Origin of the sequence: Curtobacterium sp. 1544 (assembly GCF_040544915.1) — a bacterium.
Lineage (GTDB): Bacteria > Actinomycetota > Actinomycetes > Actinomycetales > Microbacteriaceae > Curtobacterium > Curtobacterium pusillum_C.
The window spans coordinates 16,355-35,200 of the sequence record NZ_JBEPKX010000029.1 but is presented as its reverse complement, the minus strand read 5'-3'; the positions used below and the strand labels follow the sequence as shown (position 1 = coordinate 35,200).

The 18,846-nt window shown below is 71.7% G+C and carries 16 protein-coding genes; 5 read left to right on the top strand and 11 right to left on the bottom strand.

What is annotated here, in order from left to right:
* Nucleotides 1-25: 25 nt before the first annotated feature.
* From ABIC61_RS14935 to ABIC61_RS14920, 4 genes are all read left to right on the top strand, one after another.
* Entirely contained in the window at nt 26-1,564 is a 1,539-nt protein-coding gene (locus tag ABIC61_RS14935; protein ID WP_354030555.1) for a DUF3375 family protein, read from the top strand.
* Nucleotides 1,561-2,355: a DUF4194 domain-containing protein gene (locus ABIC61_RS14930; RefSeq protein ID WP_144749978.1), complete on the top strand. Its 795-nt coding sequence runs from the start codon at nt 1,561-1,563 to the stop codon at nt 2,353-2,355. Before ABIC61_RS14935 ends, ABIC61_RS14930 begins: the two co-directional genes overlap by 4 nt.
* Nucleotides 2,352-5,732 (top strand): ATP-binding protein, encoded by a 3,381-nt coding sequence (locus ABIC61_RS14925; RefSeq protein WP_354030554.1) that lies wholly within the window; start codon nt 2,352-2,354, stop codon nt 5,730-5,732. The genes ABIC61_RS14930 and ABIC61_RS14925 overlap by 4 nt, the downstream gene beginning before the upstream one ends.
* 342 nt (nt 5,733-6,074) lie before the next feature.
* A complete protein-coding gene (locus ABIC61_RS14920; RefSeq protein ID WP_354030553.1) occupies nt 6,075-6,359 on the top strand; it encodes a hypothetical protein in 285 nt (94 codons plus the stop codon).
* Nucleotides 6,360-6,522: 163 nt separating this feature from the next.
* On the opposite strand, the gene ABIC61_RS14915 is transcribed toward ABIC61_RS14920, so the two are convergent.
* Nucleotides 6,523-7,977 carry a peptide MFS transporter gene (locus tag ABIC61_RS14915; protein WP_354030552.1) on the bottom strand — a complete coding sequence of 485 codons (1,455 nt, stop codon included), beginning with the start codon at nt 7,975-7,977 and terminating at the stop codon, nt 6,523-6,525.
* Nucleotides 7,978-8,191: 214 nt separating this feature from the next.
* Between ABIC61_RS14915 and ABIC61_RS14910 the strand changes: the two genes are divergently transcribed.
* Entirely contained in the window at nt 8,192-10,282 is a 2,091-nt protein-coding gene (locus tag ABIC61_RS14910; RefSeq protein ID WP_354030551.1) for an acyl-CoA dehydrogenase family protein, read from the top strand.
* A 129-nt stretch (nt 10,283-10,411) separates the two neighbouring features.
* Here the strand turns inward: ABIC61_RS14910 and csrA are convergent, their stop codons facing one another.
* The 10 genes from csrA to ABIC61_RS14860 are packed head-to-tail and all read right to left on the bottom strand — an operon-like array spanning nt 10,412 to nt 18,772.
* Nucleotides 10,412-10,663 carry a carbon storage regulator CsrA gene (gene csrA, locus ABIC61_RS14905; protein WP_144749986.1) on the bottom strand — a complete coding sequence of 84 codons (252 nt, stop codon included), beginning with the start codon at nt 10,661-10,663 and terminating at the stop codon, nt 10,412-10,414.
* 4 nt (nt 10,664-10,667) lie between these two features.
* On the bottom strand, nt 10,668-11,564 hold the full coding sequence (locus tag ABIC61_RS14900) for a hypothetical protein (protein ID WP_354030550.1): 897 nt from the start codon (nt 11,562-11,564) through the stop codon (nt 10,668-10,670).
* The gene (locus ABIC61_RS14895; protein ID WP_354030549.1) at nt 11,539-13,593 is read right to left on the bottom strand and encodes a flagellar biosynthesis protein FlhA; all 2,055 of its coding nucleotides are present in this window, start codon (nt 13,591-13,593) and stop codon (nt 11,539-11,541) included. The genes ABIC61_RS14900 and ABIC61_RS14895 overlap by 26 nt, the downstream gene beginning before the upstream one ends.
* Nucleotides 13,590-14,771, bottom strand: a complete 1,182-nt coding sequence (locus ABIC61_RS14890; protein ID WP_354030548.1) for an EscU/YscU/HrcU family type III secretion system export apparatus switch protein — start codon at nt 14,769-14,771, stop codon at nt 13,590-13,592. The genes ABIC61_RS14895 and ABIC61_RS14890 overlap by 4 nt, the downstream gene beginning before the upstream one ends.
* A 4-nt stretch (nt 14,772-14,775) precedes the next feature.
* Complete coding sequence (locus ABIC61_RS14885; RefSeq protein WP_144749993.1) at nt 14,776-15,534, bottom strand: flagellar biosynthetic protein FliR; 759 nt, start codon at nt 15,532-15,534, stop codon at nt 14,776-14,778.
* Complete coding sequence (gene fliQ, locus ABIC61_RS14880) at nt 15,534-15,809, bottom strand: flagellar biosynthesis protein FliQ (protein ID WP_144749995.1); 276 nt, start codon at nt 15,807-15,809, stop codon at nt 15,534-15,536. Before fliQ ends, ABIC61_RS14885 begins: the two co-directional genes overlap by 1 nt.
* A 21-nt stretch (nt 15,810-15,830) precedes the next feature.
* Nucleotides 15,831-16,649 (bottom strand): flagellar type III secretion system pore protein FliP, encoded by an 819-nt coding sequence (fliP, locus tag ABIC61_RS14875; protein ID WP_144749997.1) that lies wholly within the window; start codon nt 16,647-16,649, stop codon nt 15,831-15,833.
* Entirely contained in the window at nt 16,646-17,173 is a 528-nt protein-coding gene (locus tag ABIC61_RS14870; RefSeq protein WP_354030547.1) for a FliO/MopB family protein, read from the bottom strand. Before ABIC61_RS14870 ends, fliP begins: the two co-directional genes overlap by 4 nt.
* Nucleotides 17,174-17,183: 10 nt before the next feature.
* Nucleotides 17,184-17,897: a flagellar motor switch protein FliN gene (gene fliN / locus ABIC61_RS14865; protein WP_354030546.1), complete on the bottom strand. Its 714-nt coding sequence runs from the start codon at nt 17,895-17,897 to the stop codon at nt 17,184-17,186.
* Entirely contained in the window at nt 17,894-18,772 is an 879-nt protein-coding gene (locus tag ABIC61_RS14860; RefSeq protein WP_144750003.1) for a flagellar motor switch protein FliM, read from the bottom strand. Before ABIC61_RS14860 ends, fliN begins: the two co-directional genes overlap by 4 nt.
* Between the last annotated feature and the right edge of the window lie 74 nt (nt 18,773-18,846).

Genomic DNA, 18,846 nt, shown 5'->3' with positions numbered 1-18,846 from the left:
CCGACCCGACCGGACGAAGGGGCACATGACCGACGTCGACCTCGAGTTCGCCCGAGTCCGGGCGGTCCTCGACCGTCCGACCCTGCGGCTGATGTCCCGCCCGACCAGTGCCACCGTCCTCGCGGTGTTCCGCACGGTGTTCGATCGCGACGTCCAGTACGTCCCCGCTGACCGCATGCACCTGCAGGTCGAGGAGCACGTCGCGCGGCTGCAGGCCACCGGCGCGCGCGTGCCCGCGAGCGAACAGGCCGGGGGTGAACAGACCGACAAGGACGCCCGACCGAACGGCCGTGCACTCTGCCGTGAGTGGGTCGCGGCGCAGTGGCTCGTCCGGTCAAACTCCCCCGACGGCGACGAGCAGTACTCCCTGACGAGCCACGCGCTCGAGGCCCTGTCCCTCGTCGACGCCCTGTCCGCCGACCGGGCCCTGATCAGCGAGAGCCGCCTCGCGATGATCGTCGACGCCGTGCACCGGTGGGCCGCCCGCGCCGAACCCGACCCGGACGTGCAGATCCGCCGCATCGACGCGCAGATCGCCGAGCTCCGGGCCGAGCGCGAACGGCTCGAGCAGGGCGACGTCGACACCGTGGACGACGCCCGCATGCGCGACGGGTACACGAACATCTCGGACCTCATCCGCCAGCTGCCGAGCGACTTCAAGCGCGTCGAGGAAGCCGTGGCGACGATGCACCGCTCGATCGTCGAGGACTTCCGGCAGGAGGTCCGCCCGATCGGCGAGATCCTCGACGACTACCTCGTCCGCACGGACAACCTCATGGAGGCCACGCCCGAGGGCCGCGCCTTCGAGGGGGCGTTCGAGCTCCTCCGCGACGACGCTCTGCTCCTGCGGCTCCGGGACGACATCGCGACGATCCTGGCCCACCCCTTCGCCGACTCCCTCGGCGCCGGTGAGCGTCGGGCGTTCCGGAACACGGTGAGCATCCTCCGCCAGGGCATCGAGGACGTGCTCGCCCAGCGTCGACAGCTCACGGCGACGCTCCGCGACCAGATCGTCGCGCACGACGTCGTCCGGGACCGCGAGCTCGACGCCGTCATCCGGTCGATCAACCGCGGGCTCGCCACCTGGATGGACCAGGGGTCGGCACGTGACCGCCTGCCGCTCGGGCTGCTGCCCGCGACGGCCGAGGTCGGCACCCTCCGCGAACGCTTCTACGACCCGGATGCCGAGTCGGTGCCGCCACCCATCGAGGAACCCGACGACGACGTCTTCGAGGACCTCGACGTCGAGATGCTCCGCCGGCACGGTGGTCCGCTGCTCACCGAGCTCCGCGCGGCCCTCCGGTTCGCCGAGGCCGACTCGAGCGTCGACGCCTTCCACGGCCTGCCCGACGAGCAGCGCCGCCCGGTCGAGCTCTTCGGCCTGGCCCACCTGCTCACCGGGCACGAGGACTTCGAGTCCGCCGCGCACGTCGCCGAGCACCGCACGGTGCGGCCGGACGGCAGCCCGGTCGCCTTCCGGATGCCGACCGCAGCGCTCGACGCCGACCCCCGAGCGGGCACCCCCGACACGACCAACGACGAACACGCACAGGAGGCGCGGTGAGCGACACGACGCCGGCACCGGTCGACGAGACGGTCACCGTCGACGACCCCACCACCGTCACGCACGACGACGAGCGGGACGAGAGCAGCTTCGCCCTCTTCGAGGGCGACGAGGGCCGGCTCGACGACCGCCAGCGCCGCGCGCTCGTCGCGCTGCTCCGCAACTCGTACGTGAGCGCGCGGACGCACGCCGACGAGTGGCGGGCCGTGCTCGACGCCGAGTACCAGCTGCGCTCGCGCCTCAACGACCTGTTCCTCGAGCTGCACGTCGACCGCGACCGCGAGGTCGCCTGGAAGCGTCAGGCCCGCTCGGAGAGCCAGCGTCGCGGGTTCCCGACGCTGCTGCGCGACGTGCCGTACACGCGCGAGGAGACCATCGTCCTCGTCTACCTGCGGATGCGCCTGCGGGCGGACACCCGACCGGGTCCGGACCAGGTCGTCGTCGACCGGAGCGAGATCCTCGGGCACGTCGCCGGGTTCCGCCCAGCGACCGCCACCGACCGCACGCGTGACGAGGGCCGGGTCGCGAAGGCGATCGAGCGTCTGGTGACGGCGCGCGTGCTCATCAAGACCTCCGACCCGGACCGGTTCCGGGTCGCGAGCGTGGTCGAGGTGCTGCTCCCCCTCGAGCGGCTGCTGGAACTGGACACGTGGCTCCGGACGACCACCGCGCAGGACCACGCGACCACGCCCGACGCGACCACGACCGAAGGCGACCCGATCGACGGGGACGACCCGCGCCTCCAGGCCGACGAGACCGACACCGACGACGAAGGCGAGACGGACGCATGACCGACACCGCGACCGACTCCTTCGGGCTGACCGCCCTGTTCGACACGGTGGCGCAGTGGCGCGCCGAGTCGATGCAGGTCGTGAACTGGGGCGGGTTCCACGGCCACCGACAGGTGGAGCTGTCCGGCACCGCGACGCTCATCTCCGGCGCGTCCGGCACCGGCAAGTCGACGCTCATGGACGCCTACCTGGCCGTCATGATGCCGTCCGACGTGCCGTTCAACGGCGCTTCGAACGACGCGACGACCGGGCGTGCGCGCAGCGCCGACCAGCGGAACCTGCTCACGTACCTGCGCGGCAAGGTGGACACCCGCCGCGACCCCGAGTCCGGCGCGCTGCGCGACGTGAACCTGCGCGGCGACGACCAGACCACGTGGGGCGCCGCCGCGGTGACCTTCCGGAACGACGACGAGCGCCGGTTCACGGTGCTCCGCGCGTACATCGTGCCGAAGCGCGCCCGCGGTGTCGGTGACATCCAGATGACGATGGCGACGGTCGACGACACGTTCGACCTCCGGCGGCTCGAGGAGTTCGTGCCGACACGGTTCCACCACCTCGAGCTGACCGGGCGCGTGCCCGGGCTCGTGATCCGCGACACCTACCAGGAGCTCGCGTACACGCTGCAGACCAGGCTCGGGATCGGCGACTCCGGCGGCGGCAACCGGGCGATGCGCCTGCTCGCGCGCATCCAGGCCGGGCAGCACCTGCCGACCGTCGACGCCCTGTACAAGTCGCTCGTGCTCGAGACGCCAGGCACGTACGAGGCAGCGGACCGGGCGCTCGCGCACTTCTCCGCCCTCGACGAGGCGTACGAGGCGATGGACACCGAGGAGCGCAAGGTCCGCATCCTCTCCCCCATCACCGAGCTGCACGCCGAGATCGAACGCGCCACGGCAGCGGCCGCGGCGCTCGACGGCATCGCCACCGGCGCTGAGGTCTCGCCGTTCGCGCACTGGACCGCCTCGCGCAAGCGTGCGCTGCTCGACGCCGAGGTCGATCGCAACGGGCGTGAACGCACGGCGGCCCGCGCCGAGGTCGCCGCGGCGGAGGCCCGGCACGCCGCGGTCGAGATCGAACTGCGCGACGCCGAGGCGCGCCTGCGCGACCAGGGCGGCAACGCACTGGCGCAGCTCGAGGACCGCATCGAACGCCGCACCCGCGAGCGCGACGCCGTCGTCCGGACCCGTGCGACGTTTGACGAGCGCACGGCCGTGCTCGGGGTCTCGGTGGCGTCGGAGTCGGACTTCACCGGCGTGCAGCGTGCCGCCCACGACTTCCTCGGTCGGTACGCTGCGTCGCGTTCTGACCTGGACGAGCGTCGGGACGCCCTGACGCGCGAGGAGTACCCGCTCCTCGACCGCGAGCGGTCCCTGCGCCAGGAACGGCAGTCGCTCGAGCACCGCCAGGGCGCCATGCCGCTGCCGATGCACGAGGCCCGACTCGCGATGGCCCGAGCCGCCGGCATCGACCCGGACTCGCTGCCGTTCGTCGCGGAGTTGCTCGACGTCCTGCCCGGCGAGGAGCGCTGGCGCACGGCCATCGAGTCCGTCCTGGCCCCCGTCGCCCGCACGCTGCTCGTCGACCAGGACCGACTGGACGACTTCAGCGCCGCGATCGACTCGCTGCGCCTGCCCGTCCGCGTGCAGTTCGAGGGCGTGCCCACCGGTCCGCACCTGGACCTCGAGGGCGACCCGGCGATGGTGTCCGGCAAGCTCGCGATCAAGTCGTCGCCGTTCAGCACCTGGGTGCGGGAGCGCATCGAGTCCGACCGCACCGACGCCCGCTGCGTCTCGTCCGCGGACGAGCTCGGTGGCGGCGGTCGACGCGTCACCGAGTCCGGACAGCTCCGCGACGGTCGTCGTGGCGCGCACGGCGACCGCCGCCAGGCGAACGTCATCGGCTTCACGAACGAGGCACGCGTGGCCTCGGTCGAGGACGAGCTCGCGTCGATCGCGCAGGACCTCGCAACGCTCGAGGCCCGCCGTACCGACGTCGCGCAGGACATCGCGGCGCTCGACACCCTCCGCGCCGCGCACCAGCACGTGGTCGACGTCACGTGGGACGCCCTCGACGTCGACGGCGTCGAGACATCCCTCGCACGCCTCGACGAGGAGCGCCAGGCGTTGCTCGCCGCCGACGACGGGCTCCGCACCCTGCGCACCTCGGTCGCCCGCCTGCGGAAGGGGCTCGACGAGGCGTCCGACCGTCGGAGCGCCGCGCGACTGTCGGTGAGCCGCCTCGACGAGCGCCACGCCGTGCTCGTCGACGGGCAGGACGCCGCCGCCGAGATCCTGTCGCGCTTCGAGTCCCTGCCGGACAGCGTTCCGGACGACGCCCAGGAGCGCCTGCTCGCCGAGACCTTCGAGGAGGTCGGGGCCCCGGACGGTGTCGACGGGTTCGACGATGCAACCCGCCGACTGCGGCGTCGCCTCGAGGAACGGCTGTCGCAGGCCCTCGACGGCGCCGCGTCGGCATCGAACGCCCTGACGCTCACCTTCCAGCGGTACCAGGACGCCTGGCCGGACCCGAACCTCGGCACGGGGGTCGCCTCGTACCCGGACTACCACGCCATCCTCGACCAGATAGTGGCGACCGGCCTGCACGCCCGCCGCACCGAGTGGCGTCGTCGGCTGTCGCAGTGGAGCGGCGAGGACCTCGTCCCGCTCGCGGGTGCCTTCGACCGCGCCGTCGTCGAGATCGAGGAGCGGCTCGAGCCCGTCAACGAGATCCTGCGCGAGCTGCCCTTCGGCGCGAACCGCGACCGTCTGAAGATCCAGATCCGCCGGGTCACCCGCGAGGACGTCGTCTCCTTCCGGAAGGAACTCCGCGCGCTCTCCGCCTCGATCGACACCGAGCTGACCGACGACGTGCTCGAGACCCGGTTCCGCCGGCTCCGACGCTTCATGGCCGTCATCCGCCCCGACCCGGATGCCGCCCGCGGTCGCACGACCCAGCGCGACGCCGTGCTCGACGTCCGCCGGCACATGGAGATCACGGCCGTGCGGTACGACACGTCCGGGGCCGACCTGGGCGTGTACTCGTCGCTCGGCGACAAGTCCGGCGGCGAGACGCAGGAGCTCGTGGCGTTCATCGTCGGGGCGGCGCTCCGCTACCAGCTCGGCGACGAGACCCGGCCCCGGCCGCGGTTCGCCCCGGTGTTCCTCGACGAGGCCTTCATCAAGGCGGACTCGGAGTTCGCCGGGCGAGCCGTCACCGCGTGGCTCCGGCTCGGGTTCCAGCTCGTCGTGAGTGCACCGCTCGACAAGGTGACGGCGCTCGAGCCGTCGATGGAGCGGCTCCTGTCGATGCGGAAGCACCCGGAGACCGGCCACTCGTCGATCACGGAGATCGCGCGGGTCGCGCCCGACGCGGGCTGACGCGCGGCCGCGCCGAGTGGGCGGTATTCGTCACGCTCGCCGGTCGAATGCAGCCACTTCAGCCCCCTCGACGGAACACGCGCGGCGTGTCCTGCCCACTCAGCCACCGGCCTGGAGGCACGGCGCGGTCCCGCCCCGCGCCTCCAGACCGTCGGTGGTTCCGTCCGACCGCCGCGCGCGAGCGGGCCCGATTGGTCCCTCTCGGCACGTGACCGTGACGAATGTGGCCCGCTTGGTGATGCGCGCGCGGCGTGTTCCGCCCGCTCGGCGTGGCATTCCGTCGCGGCAGTCCGGCGCGCGGCTTCGGGGCGCAGCCCCGGGCGGGCACGCTACGGTGGGCGCGTGTTCGGACGACGCTCTCCCCAGCCCCGCCCCGACGACTCGCCCGGCCTCGGCATCGGCGCCCTCGTGCGGGTGGTCGACAGCGATCGAGGTGGCGAGGAGTGGGCCGACGAACCGATCGGCGTCATCGTCGCACCGGGAGGCAGCCAGATCGGCGGGGCCCAGCGCACCTGGATGGTCGCGTTCGAGGAGCCCGTGTACACGAAGGACGGCCGCGGCCCCTTCGAGCGCGCGACCGTCCTGAGTCGTCAGTTGGTGCCGGTCGAGCCGACGCCGGAGTCCTAGGACCCCGGGCGGATCAGTACTCTTCCGAGCCGCTCTTCATCATGGCGGCGACGGCCATGCAGACCCCCACGCCGCCGAGCACGCCGATGCCGATGATGACGCCTGCGATGAGTTCGAGCATTGGTGACTCCTTGGTTCCGGGCCCGATGTGGCTTCCCTCAGGCTACCGGATGCCGCGCATGAGCTTCAGCACCGGCTTGGCGATGACGAGCAGGACGACGCCGACCGCGACGGCGACGAGGCCGAGGACCGCGAAGTACGGCGCCTCGTTCTTCGGGTCGTAGTACTGCGACAGGACACCGGTGACGGCCGTGCCGAGCGATACCGACAGGAAGAACAGCGCGACCATCTGGGTCTGGAACTTCGGCGGTGCGAGCTTCGTGGCGACGGACTGGCCGATCGGCGAGAGCAGGAGCTCCGCGAAGGTGAAGACGAGCAGGATGCCGACGAGCACGAGCAGCGGCGTGCCGTTCTGCCCGGTGCCGACGAACGGCAGGAACAGCAGGAACGCGACGCCCATGATGCCGGTGCCGAGCGCGAACTTCGTCGGGGTGGACGGCTGGCGGGGCCCGAGCTTGGTCCACATCGCCGCGAACACGCCGGACAGCACGATGATGAACACCGGGTTGATCGACTGCACCCACGAGACCGGCATCTCCCAGCCGAACAGGGAGCGGTCGAGGCGCTGGTCGGAGTAGATCGTCAGGACGGTGAACTGCTGCTGGTACAGCGACCAGAACACCGCGCTGCCGATGAACAGCGGGATGAAGGCGAGGACGCGCGAGCGCTCCTCCTTCGTGATGCCGCTGGACAGGATCACGACGAAGTACGCGATGGTGGCGAGCACCACGATGGCGACGACGACCTGCGGCAGGTTGTCGACGTTGAGCAGGCCGGTGAGGACAGCCGTCAGGATGATGGCCAGCCCGACGACGACGAGGATGCCGACGAGCGGGTAGCGACGCTTCTCGAGCGGGTTCGGGACGTGCCGGACCACGGCGGGGAGTTTGCGACGGCGGATCGCGTACTGCACGAGGCCGGCCGCCATGCCGATCGCGGCGATGCCGAACCCGACGTGGAAGCCGAACTTCAGCTGGAAGTAGCCGGTCAGGAGCGGACCGAAGAACGCGCCGAGGTTCACGCCGAGGTAGTACAGCGAGAAGCCGGCGTCGCGGCGGTCGTCGTCCTTGCTGTACAGACCGCCGACGATCGTGGTCGCCGTGGCCTTCAGCCCGCCGGACCCGAGGGCGATGAGGACCAGACCGACTCCGACGCCCCCGACGCCCGGGATGAGCGCCAGTGCGATGTGGCCGCACATCACGACGACCGCGCTGCCGAACAGGGTGCGGTCCGCGCCGATGAGCCGGTCGGAGATCCACGCGCCGAGGATCGTGAAGAGGTACACCGCGCCGCCGTACGCGCCGACGATCCCGGTCGCGACGTGCGAGTCGATCCCGAGGCCGCCCTTGGCCACCGAGTAGTACATGTAGATGAGGACGATGCCCTGCATCCCGTAGAACGAGAACCGCTCCCAGAGTTCGACCGCGAACGGCGTGGACAGCTCGAACGGCTGCCCGAAGAATCTGCGCTTGCGTTCCGGCGCGGTGGTACCTGACATGCCGGACAGTCTGCCCCTCGGGCGAGCGACGCACCGAATCGACGAATCCTGCTCATGTATTGCACTCGTCAGGATTTGGAGGGTTCCCACCACCGGCGACGATCCCACGGTGCCGTTCGTTGTGCCGCCCGGACGGCGTTCGTGCGGCTCACGGGTGCCGTGAATAGCGTGGCTTCTGCAACACCGGACAGAGCAGTTCAGGAGGGCTCCGACCATGGTCGACACCGCACCCGTGCACAGCACGAACACGCCCAAGGCCGACGCCGCGGGCGACCCCGCCGCGGGCACACCCGCCGGCGGGACGGACACCGACGTCCGCATCGACGTCGACCTGCTCGCCGAGCACCTGCTCGGTCGCTGGGCGGAGGACCGACGCATCTCCCGCCGGCTCGCGCTCGACCCCGCGATGCACAAGATCGAGGGCATGCCCTACGCCGACGCCCGCGGTCGGACGCTCGACCAGCTCCGAACTCTCGTCGACGCCGGCGCCATCCAGCGGCCCTACCCCGCGGAGTTCGGCGGCCAGAGCAACCACGGCGGGAACCTCGCAGCCTTCGAGGAGCTCGTCACCGCCGACCCCTCGATGCAGATCAAGGCCGGGGTGCAGTGGGGCCTGTTCGGCTCGGCAGTGCACCACCTCGGCGCCGAGCGGAACCACCGCGAGTTCCTGCCCGGCATCGTCTCGTTCGACGTGCCCGGCTGCTTCGCCATGACCGAGACGGGCCACGGCTCCGACGTGCAGAGCATCGCCACCACGGCGACCTACGACCCGGACACCCAGGAGTTCGAGATCCACACGCCCTTCCGTGGCGCGTGGAAGGACTACATCGGCAACGCCGCCCTGCACGGCAAGGCGGCGGTCGTCTTCGCGAAGCTCGTGACGCAGGGCGTCGACCACGGCGTGCACGCCTTCTACGTGCCGCTCCGTGACGCCGACGGCGCCTTCCTGCCCGGCGTCGGCGGCGAGGACGACGGCTACAAGGGCGGCCTGAACGGCATCGACAACGGGCGCCTGCACTTCGACCACGTCCGCGTCCCGCGCACGAACCTGCTCAACCGCTACGGCGACGTGGCCGAGGACGGCACGTACTCCTCTCCGATCGCGTCGCCCGGCCGCCGCTTCTTCACCATGCTCGGCACGCTCGTGCAGGGCCGGGTGTCGCTCGACGGTGCCGCGGTCGTCGCCCAGAAGATCGGGTTGCAGATCGCCCTGACGTACGCCGCCCAGCGACGCCAGTTCCCCACCGGCGACGGCACCGAGGGGGTCCTGCTCGACTACGGCCGCCACCAGCGCCGCCTCATCCCCCGCCTCGCCACGGTCTTCGCGCAGTCGTTCGCCCACGAGAAGCTCCTCCGCACCTTCGACGACGTCTTCAGCGGGCGCGAGGACACCCCGCAGCGCCGCGAGGACCTCGAGACCCAGGCCGCGGCGTTCAAGTCGATGTCGACCTGGTCCGCGCTCGACACCCTGCAGGAGTGCCGCGAGGCCTGCGGCGGCGCGGGCTTCCTCGCCGAGAACCGCCTCACCGGGCTCCGCGCCGACCTCGACGTCTACGTGACGTTCGAGGGCGACAACACCGTCCTGCTCCAGCTCGTCGGGAAGCGCCTCCTGACGGACTTCCGCGCGAAGGCCCCGAAGGACCCGGCGTCGACGGCGAAGTTCGTCGCGGCCCAGGCGGCGACGAAGCTCGCCGACGCCACCGGCATCCGGCGCCTCGGTCAGGCCGTCGCCGACCGTGGCTCGCTCGCCGCGTCCGTGACCGACCTGCAGGACGCGAAGACGCAGCGCGACCTGCTCGCCGGTCGTGTGGACACGATGGTGACCGAGATCGGGCTCCGCCTGGCGTCCGCAGGCAAGGACCGTGCCCGCGGCGCCCTCCTGCTCAACCGGTCCCAGCACGAGCTCATCGAAGCGGCCAAGGCGCACGCCGAGCTCATGCAGTGGGACGCGTTCACCGAAGCGATCGACGAGGTCCCGCCGGGCGACACCCGCCGTGTGCTCGTCTGGCTCCGCGACCTGTTCGCCCTCGGCCTGCTCGAGCAGCACCTCGACTGGTACCTGATGCACGGTCGGATCACGGCGCAGCGCGCCCGTGCGGTGTCGGCGTACATCGACCGGCTCGTCGCCCGCGTCCGTCCGGTCATCCCGCAGCTGCTCGACTCGTTCGGCTACGAGCCCGGCCACGTGCGCGCTCCGATCGCCCTCGGCGAGGAGCAGGCGCGGCAGGACGAGGCGCGTGCGTGGTTCGCCGCGGAGGCAGCGGCCGGTCGGCTCCCGGAGCAGGAGAAGAAGCCCCGCCCGTAGGCCGAGCACGGGACCGCGCCCCCGGACGAACACCGCGCCCCGAAGGAACGGGGCGCAGTGTTCGTATCGGGGCGCGATCCGACCTCCCGCGGGACGCGGGCCGCGCGACGCCAAGCCCCGCAGCCAGCGTCAGGCCTCGGTACCGCCGAGGTCCCCCAGCGCACGACGCAACCGCGCCTCGGCGTCGTCGTCCGCCGCCGTCGCCGAGGCCGACTCGTTCGCCTCGGTGACCGCACGCACGACCTCTTCGCGCTGGATCTTCACACCACGCGGTGCGTCGATGCCGATGCGGACGCCGTCCCCGCGGCTGTCGAGCACCGTGATGACGATGTCGTCACCGACGAGGATCCGCTCGCCGACCTTCCGCGTGAGTACCAGCACCCGCTCAGCCTAGCGACAGGACGGGCACCCCCAGCAGGTGGACCGACTCCGGCGTGGCGGTCTCCCCCGCGCCGATCGCCACGACCCCGGCGACGTGCACCCGTCCCGCGACCGCGGTGAGCATCGCGCTCGAGTCCTCCGGCTTCCGCCCGACGTCCACGACGACCCACACCTGGTCGGGGCCGAGGCCGTCCACGGTCTGGGCGTCGTCCCACGCGGCGACCCCGAGCAGCGCGTGGCCGTCGCGGACCCCCTCGGCCCGCGCGAGGATCCCGCTCCGCCGGTCCGACGCGTCGGTCGGGCGGAGCGCGTAGCGGGTCGCGAAGATGCCGGCGGCCGCGTCGACGTCGTTGGGTCGGCCGACCAGGAGCACCAGGTCCCCGTCTGCGGAACGCACGGCGGCGGGCACGGGCCGAGCCGTGCCTCCAGGCCGGACGACGACGGGATCCGCGATCAACGCGTCGACGGCCTGGAGGCGCGACCCACCCTGAGCGGGTTCCGGCACCTCCGGCAGTGCCGGCGCCGGGCGCGGGGCGCTCCCCGTGATCCCGTCCGCGACGAAGCCGTCCAGCACCGACGCGAACGCGTCGGCCCGCGTCGACGCGGTGCCGTCACCGCCGGCGATCCGGGCCTCGGCTTCCTCGGCGTCGGCGAGCAGCGCCGCGATGCCGACCCGCGTGGCGGGGCCGTCGGCGATGGCGACGCGGGCGGTGGGGACCTCGTCGGGCGCGGGGACCTCGACGGTGGCCTCGACGTGCGCCCTGCGGAAGAGCCCGCCGATGCCCGGCGTGGTGACGCGCTCGGCGGCGACGATCCGGGCACCAGCGCCGAACTCGGCCCGGACGGCGTCGCGGACCTCGTCGAGCGTCGCGCCGTTACGCTGCAATCGGGTCGGCGGCACGGACGACTCCCACGGTCTCGATGGTGGAGCCCGCGGCGGTGGCCTCCTGGTAGGAGAGCACCGGCAGGCCGTTCGACTGCGCGGACACCATCCGGTGCACGGCCGGGCGGAGCTGCGGGGCGCAGACGAGGACGGCGGAGATCCCCTGGTCCTCGACGGAACGGACGGCGTCGCGGAGCGAGCCGAGGACCTGCTCGATGCGGTGCGCGTCGAGCACGATCTGGGTGCCCTGCTCCGACGGACGGAGCCCCTCGAGCATCGACTGCTCGAGCAGCGGGTCGATCATGATCACCCGGAGCGTGCCGGCGTCGAGGTAGCGGGCGGGCAGCGCGGGGCCGAGTGCGGCACGGGCGGCCTCGACGAGCCCCTCGGGGTCGGTGGAGACCTTCGCGCGGAGCGTGAGCGCCTCGCAGATTCGGCCGAGGTCGTTGATCGGCACGCGCTCGGCGAGCAGCCCCTGCAGGACGCGCTGGAGTTCGGCGAGCGAGAGCATGCCCGGCACGAGCTCCTCGACGGCCGCGGGGTTGACCTGCTTGACGCCCTCGGTGAGGACCTTGACGTCCTCGCGGGTGAGCAGCCGGGCGGCGTTGTCGCCGATGATCGCCTGCAGGTGGGTGACGAGCACCGAGACGCGGTCGATCACGGTGGCGCCGGTCATCTCGGCGGCGTGCCGGAGCTCGGCGGGCACCCACTTGCCGGCGAGGCCGAACACCGGCTCGACGGTCGTCTCCCCGGGCAGCCCGTCGAGGTGGTCGCCGAGCGCCAGGACGCTGCGCGACGGTGCGGTGCCGCGACCGGCCTCGACGCCCGCGATCCGGATGGCGTACGTCGACGGCGGGAGCTCGATGCTGTCCCGGGTGCGGACCGGCGGCACGACGACGCCCAAGTCCACGGCGATCTTCCGACGGAGCGCACGGACACGGCCGAGCAGGTCGTCGGAGGCCCCGGACACCATGTCGACGAGGTCGGGGGCGAGCAGGATCTCGAGGGCGTGCACGCGCATCTGCTCGATGAGGTCCTCGGGGGTGTCCGCGCTCGGTGCGGCGGCCTCGAGCGCCTGCTGCGCCGCCGCGTCCTGCTCGGCGCGCTTCGTCTGCTGCCCGAGCCGCCAGGCGATGAACAGCAGCGTGGCGCCGATCAGCAGGAACGGGACGATCGGCATGCCCGGGATGAACCCCATGGCGATGGCGGCGACGCCGGCGATCGCGAGGGCGTTCCGGGACTGCGTGAGCTGGGTCGTCGCGGACGACCCGATCTCGGTCTCGGCGCCGGAGCGGGTCACGATCATGCCCGTCGAGACGGCCATGAGCAGCGCCGGGATCTGCGTGACGAGCCCGTCGCCGATGGTCAGGATGCCGTACTTCGACAGCGCGTCCGTGACCGAGAGGCCGTTCTGCAGCATGCCGATCGCGATGCCGCCGACGAGGTTGATGACGATGATGAGGATGCCGGCGATCGCGTCGCCCTTCACGAACTTCGAGGCGCCGTCCATCGCACCGTAGAAGTCAGCCTCGGCGGACACGGCGGCCCGGCGTTCCTTCGCCTGCGCGTCGGTGATGAGCCCGGCGTTCAGGTCGGCGTCGATGGCCATCTGCTTGCCCGGCATGGCGTCGAGGGTGAAGCGGGCCCCGACCTCGGCGACGCGCTCGGCACCCTTCGTCACGACGACGAACTGGATGACGACGAGGATGAGGAAGATCACCGCGCCGATGATGATCGACCCGGAGACGGCGACGTGGCCGAACGCCTGGATGACGTCACCGGCGAAGCCCTCGCCGAGCACGAGCCGGGTCGACGCGACGTTGAGCCCGAGTCGGAACAGCGTGGCGACGAGCAGCAGCGACGGGAACACCGAGAAGTCGAGCGGCTTCTTCACGAACAGCGTCGTGAGCAGGATCACCAGCGCCAGCAGGATGTTGCAGATGATCAGGAAGTCGAGCAGGAACGACGGCACCGGCAGGATCAACAGCAGGATGATGCCGACGATGAAGACCGGGACGACGAGCTTCGGCAGGTCCTTGCGGTTCATGCGGGTACCTCTTCGAGTGGGCTGTTCTTGCGGAGTCTGCGTGGCCGGAGGTCCCCGGTGAGCGTGGCGGGGTCGAGGACCGTGGCGACCTCGTCCGGGGTGGTCGGTCGCGGCGGCGAGTGCGACCCGGCCGCCGCCCCGCGGGCCTTGAGCGCCATCACGAACGACAGCACCCGGGCGACCGGCGTGTAGAGGTCGACGGGGACCTCCTGCCCGAGCTCGCACGAGGCGTGCAGGGCACGGGTCAGCGGGACGTCGCGGACGATCGGGACGCGGGCCTCCTCGGCCTTCGCGCGGATGACGTCGGCGACGGGACCGGCACCCTTCGCGACGACCTTCGGCGCGGACTTGCCCGGCTCGTACTTGAGCGCGACGGCGTAGTGGGTCGGGTTCGTCATGACGACGTCCGCGGTGCCGATCGCCTGCACCATCCGGTTGCGGCTCATCGCGAGCTGCCGGGACCGCCGCTGCGACTTCACGAGCGGGTCGCCCTCGCTGTGCTTGTTCTCGTCCTTGACCTCGCGCTTGGTCATCATGGTGCGCTTCCGGTTCCGGCGGATCACCACGAAGACGTCGAGGGCGGCGAGGATCAGGCCGGCGGCGATCGCGGCACGGAGCAGCGTCCCGGCACCGCCCGCAGCGGCGTCGAGCACGGCGGAGAGCGGCAACGAGCCGCTCGTCATCAGCACGGGGACGAGCGCCTGCACGGCGAACCAGAGGACGAGGCCCACGACGGCGGTCTTCAGCAGCGCCTTCGCCCCGTTCCAGAGCGCCTGCGTGCCGAACACCCGCTTGATGCCGGCGATCGGGTCGAAGTGCTCGGGCTGCGGCGTCAGCTTCCGGAAGTGCACGCCGCCCTGCGCGACCGCGGCTGCCGTCACGGCGACGAGCACCACCCCGAGCATCGGGCCGAGCGTGCCGGCGATCGACCCGAGGGCATCGTGGAGGACACCGTTCATGGTGCCGATCGAGGGGTCGGCGATGACCCGCTGGACTGCTCGGAGCTGGTCGGAGCCCGCTGCTGCGGCGTTGCCGATGGCCGCGGGCATCATGAGCGCCGCGGCCGCGACGCCGATCCACGCGCCGAGGTCCTGCGACCGGCCGATCTGGCCCTTCTGGTGGACCTCGCGCATCCGCTTCTGCGTCGCCTGTTCGGAGCGTTCTCCGCTGTCGGACACCAGGTCACCCCCGTCCCGTGATCGCGGCCACCGCGTCGCCGGTGAGGGACGACACGACGGACGGCAGTGCCATGAAGAGGGCGCCGGCGAAGACGACGGTCAGCCCGATCTTGATCGGGAAGCCCATCTGGAAGGCGTTGAGCGCCGGGGCGACGCGGGTGAGCAGCCCGAGGCCGACGTCGGCGAGGAAGAGCACGACGACGAGCGGTCCGGCGATCTGCAGCGACGACAGGAACATCTGCGACAGCGCGGTGACGAGCACGGAGGCGAGCCCGCCCAGCTCGAACGTCCCCGTGAGCGGCACCGCGTCGAACGACCGCACGAGCCCCGCGACGATGAGCTGGTACCCGCCGGACGCGAACAGGAGCGCGAGCGACGCCATCTGGAACAGGCGGGTGAACTGCGCGCCGTTGACCTGCGACTGCGGGTCGTACGCCTGCGCCAGGGTGAACCCGCCGAACAGGTCGATGAGGGCGCCGGCGGACTGCACGGCCGCGAAGACCAGGAACACGAGGAACCCCAGGGAGAGCCCGACGACGAGCTGCGTGAGGAGCGCGAGCAGGAACGGCCCGGTGTCGAGCGACGCGTACCCCTCGGCGACGCGGGGCGCGACACCGATCGCCAGGCCGAGCCCGAGGATCACCTTCACGGTCGCGGGGAACGCCCGGTACGAGAACGGCGGCGCGATGACGAAGAACGCGACGAGGCGGACGCCCGCGAGCATCGTCGCCTCGAGGCGGTCGCCGTTGATCACGAGTTCCATCAGGCCGTCCCGAGGAGCTTCGGGATCATGTCGAAGGCGACGTGGGTGAACGCCACCATCTCCGAGATCATCCAGTTGCCGCACACCACCAGGGCGATGGCGACGGCGACGGCCTTCGGGACGAACGAGAGCGTGACCTCCTGGATCTGCGTGACCGACTGGAACAGCGAGATCGCGAAGCCCACGACGAGCGACGTCACGAGGACGGGCGCGGCGAGCTTCGCCGACACCAGGAGCGCCTGCAGCGTGAGGTCGATGACGGCCTGCTGGTTCATGTCGTTCCCTGTCCCGTCGTCCTAGACGACGTGGTAGCTCTCGATGAGCGACTTGATGATGAGGCCCCAGCCGTCGACCAGGACGAACAGCAGGATCTTGAAGGGCAGCGAGATCATGACCGGCGGGAGCATCATCATGCCCATCGACATCAGCGCCGCCGAGACGACGAGGTCGATAACGAGGAACGGGATGAAGATGACGAACCCGATGATGAACGCGCTCCGCAGCTCGGAGATCACGAACGCGGGGATCACGGTCGTCATCGGCACGTCGGCCATCGACTTCGGGTTGTCCTGACCGGCCGCGCGGGTGATGAGCGCGACGTCCTCCTCGCGGGTCTGGTGCAGCATGAAGGTGCGGAGCGGCTTCGTGCCGATCTCGACGGCCTGGTTGAAGTCGAGGTGCCCGGCCAGGTACGGCTGCAGCGCGTCGTCGTTGATGTGCCCGAGGACCGGTGCCATGACGAACAGCGACAGGAACAGCGCGAGGCCGGCGAGCACCTGGTTCGGCGGGATCGACTGCAGTGCGAGGGCGTTCCGCGTCATCGCGAGCACCACGAAGATCTTCGTGAACGACGTCATCATGAGCATCAGGGCGGGGGCGACGCTGAGCAGCGTGATCCCGATGAGCGTCACGACGGCCGACGAGGGCGTGCCGTCCGGGCCGTTCACGCTGACGCTGAAGTCACCGGTGGACGGCGCGGTCGGGGTGGCGGGAGCGGTCGGCTGGACGACGCCCGCGGCGTGGGCACCGGTCGCGGTGAGCATGAGGAAGCCGGCCACGACCGTCACCCCCAGCAGCAGGAGGGCGATCAGACGTCCGGTCCGCGCCGCGGTCACCCGGCCCGCCGGTTCCGGAGCGCCGCGGCGGCCTGCCGCCAGGTGTCGGCCGACAGGATGGAGCCCTGCAGCTGCGCGGACGTCGGGACGGTACGCCGGTCGCGGTTCCGGGGACGCATCGGGAGCGGCTCCGCCGCGTCGGCCTGGAGGCGCGGCTCGACTGCCGTCTGCGCGGCCAGTTCCTGACGGAACGCGTCGGCCGACGGGGTCGGACGCACGGGCAGCTGGACGGGACCCGTCACGGTGGTCAGCTCGGGTGCCGGCGCCTGCCCGCTGGTGAGGAGGTTGACGCCCTGCTCGGAGACCCCGAGCACGAGGCGCTCCCCCTCGACGTCGACCACGACGACGCTCGCCTTGCCGCCGATGCCCTGGCGGGCGACGACCTCGACCGAGGCCGAGCGACGGCCCTTGGTCTTGCCCGCGCCGAAGCCGCTCTTCGCCATGCGTCGGTGCAGCACCCACATGAGGGCGAGCACGACGCCGAGCGAGAGCGCGACGCGGAGGGTGATGACGAGCGTGTCCACGGTCGGCGGCTCAGACGCTCTCGGCGACGTCGAGGATCTTCGTGATGCGGACGGCGTAGTCCTGGTCGACCACGACGACCTCGCCGTGGGCGATGAGTCGGCCGTTGAGCAGGACGTCGGCGGGGGCACCGGCGCTGCGGTCGAGCTCGACGACGGCGCCCGGCTCCATGCCGAGCACGTCGCGGACGGACATCCGGGTGCGGCCGATCTCGACCGTGAGGGTCATCTCGACGTTGTTGATGCGGCCGAGGTTCCCGGCGGGCAGCATCGTCGCCGGGGCGGACGCGGCCTGGGACACCGTGCCGTTCTCGCGGACGCGCAGGGCGAACCACCCGCCGGGCGTCCCACCGGCCGTGAGCTCGAACACCACCGTGTCGGGATCGGCCAGGAGCGCCGAGGCCGACTCGCGCCGGGCGTCGCCGAGGACGCCGACGCCGAGGACTCCCGCAGCCGCCTCGAGCGAGGGGCGCAGCACGTCGGTGACGTCGACGATGCCGTGCTCGGTGCCACCAGCGGCGGTGACGGTCTCGAGGTCCGTGAGCACGAGGACCAGGTCGGCCGACAGGCCGCCGACGAACGAGGCGACCACGGCGTCACCGGCCGCTTCGAGGGCGACGGGGGTCGCGCCTCCAGGCTGGGCCACGACCGTCAACGGGACGGCCGTCGGGAGCTGCGCGGCGAGGGCCTCGGCCGCCTGCGTGTGGAGGGTGGTCGTGACGGTCATGCGGGGAGCTCCGATGTGGTGGTGACGACGATGCCGGCGAGGCGCGAGCCGTTCGCGCCGACCGCGGCGGTGCCGACGGGTTCGCCGTCGACCGCGATGGTGAGGGGGCGGTGCTGCGGGTGCGGCAACGGCAGGACGTCGCCGACCGCGAGGCGCAGGACCTGCGAGGGCAGCACCGTCGCGGGGGCGAAGCGCAGGCTGACGCCGACGGGGACGCTCGCGAGTTGCGCGTCGACGAGGGCTCGCGCGTCGGCGGGCGTGACGTGCGCGGCGGCCTCGCCGAGCTGTGGCAGGACGGCCTCGGCCGGCAACGCGAGCGTGCCGGGAGCGACCCGCTCCCCCACGCGGATCGTGAAGGACGCGACGATCATCAGGTCGCCCTTCTGGGCGGCCTGGGCGAACTGCGAGTTGAACTGGAACCCGCCCGCCGTGACGTCGTGCGCGAGCAGCCCGCCGAACGAGTAGCGGAGGTCGTCGAGGGCGTCCTCGACGATCTTGCGGACGAGCGCCTGCTCGATGGGCGTGAAGGTGCGGTCCGGCGTCGGGAGCGGCTTGGAGGCGCCGAGCGCGTGCGACACCCACGTGAGGGCGGCGTCGAGCGGGACCTGCAGCACGCCCTTCGGGGTGACGTCGGCGATCGGGAGCAGGACCATGCCGGTGAGGGCGGGGAGGGATGCGGCGTACTCGTCGTACGTCGTCATCTGGACCTGCTCGCAGGTCACCTGGCTGACGGCACGGACCTTGGCGGTCAGCTGCGTGCCCCACTGGCGGGCGAACGTCTCGAAGGCGAGCTCGAGGACCCGGGCGTGCTCGCGGGCGAGCGTCGACGGGCGCGCGAAGTCGTACACCTCGGGCGCTGGCAGGGTCTCGGTCACGGGTGCGTCTATCGGTCCGCTGTGGAGCACCCGTCAGTGCTGCCCCCTCTTCTGGGGCGGTGGTCGTGTCGTGC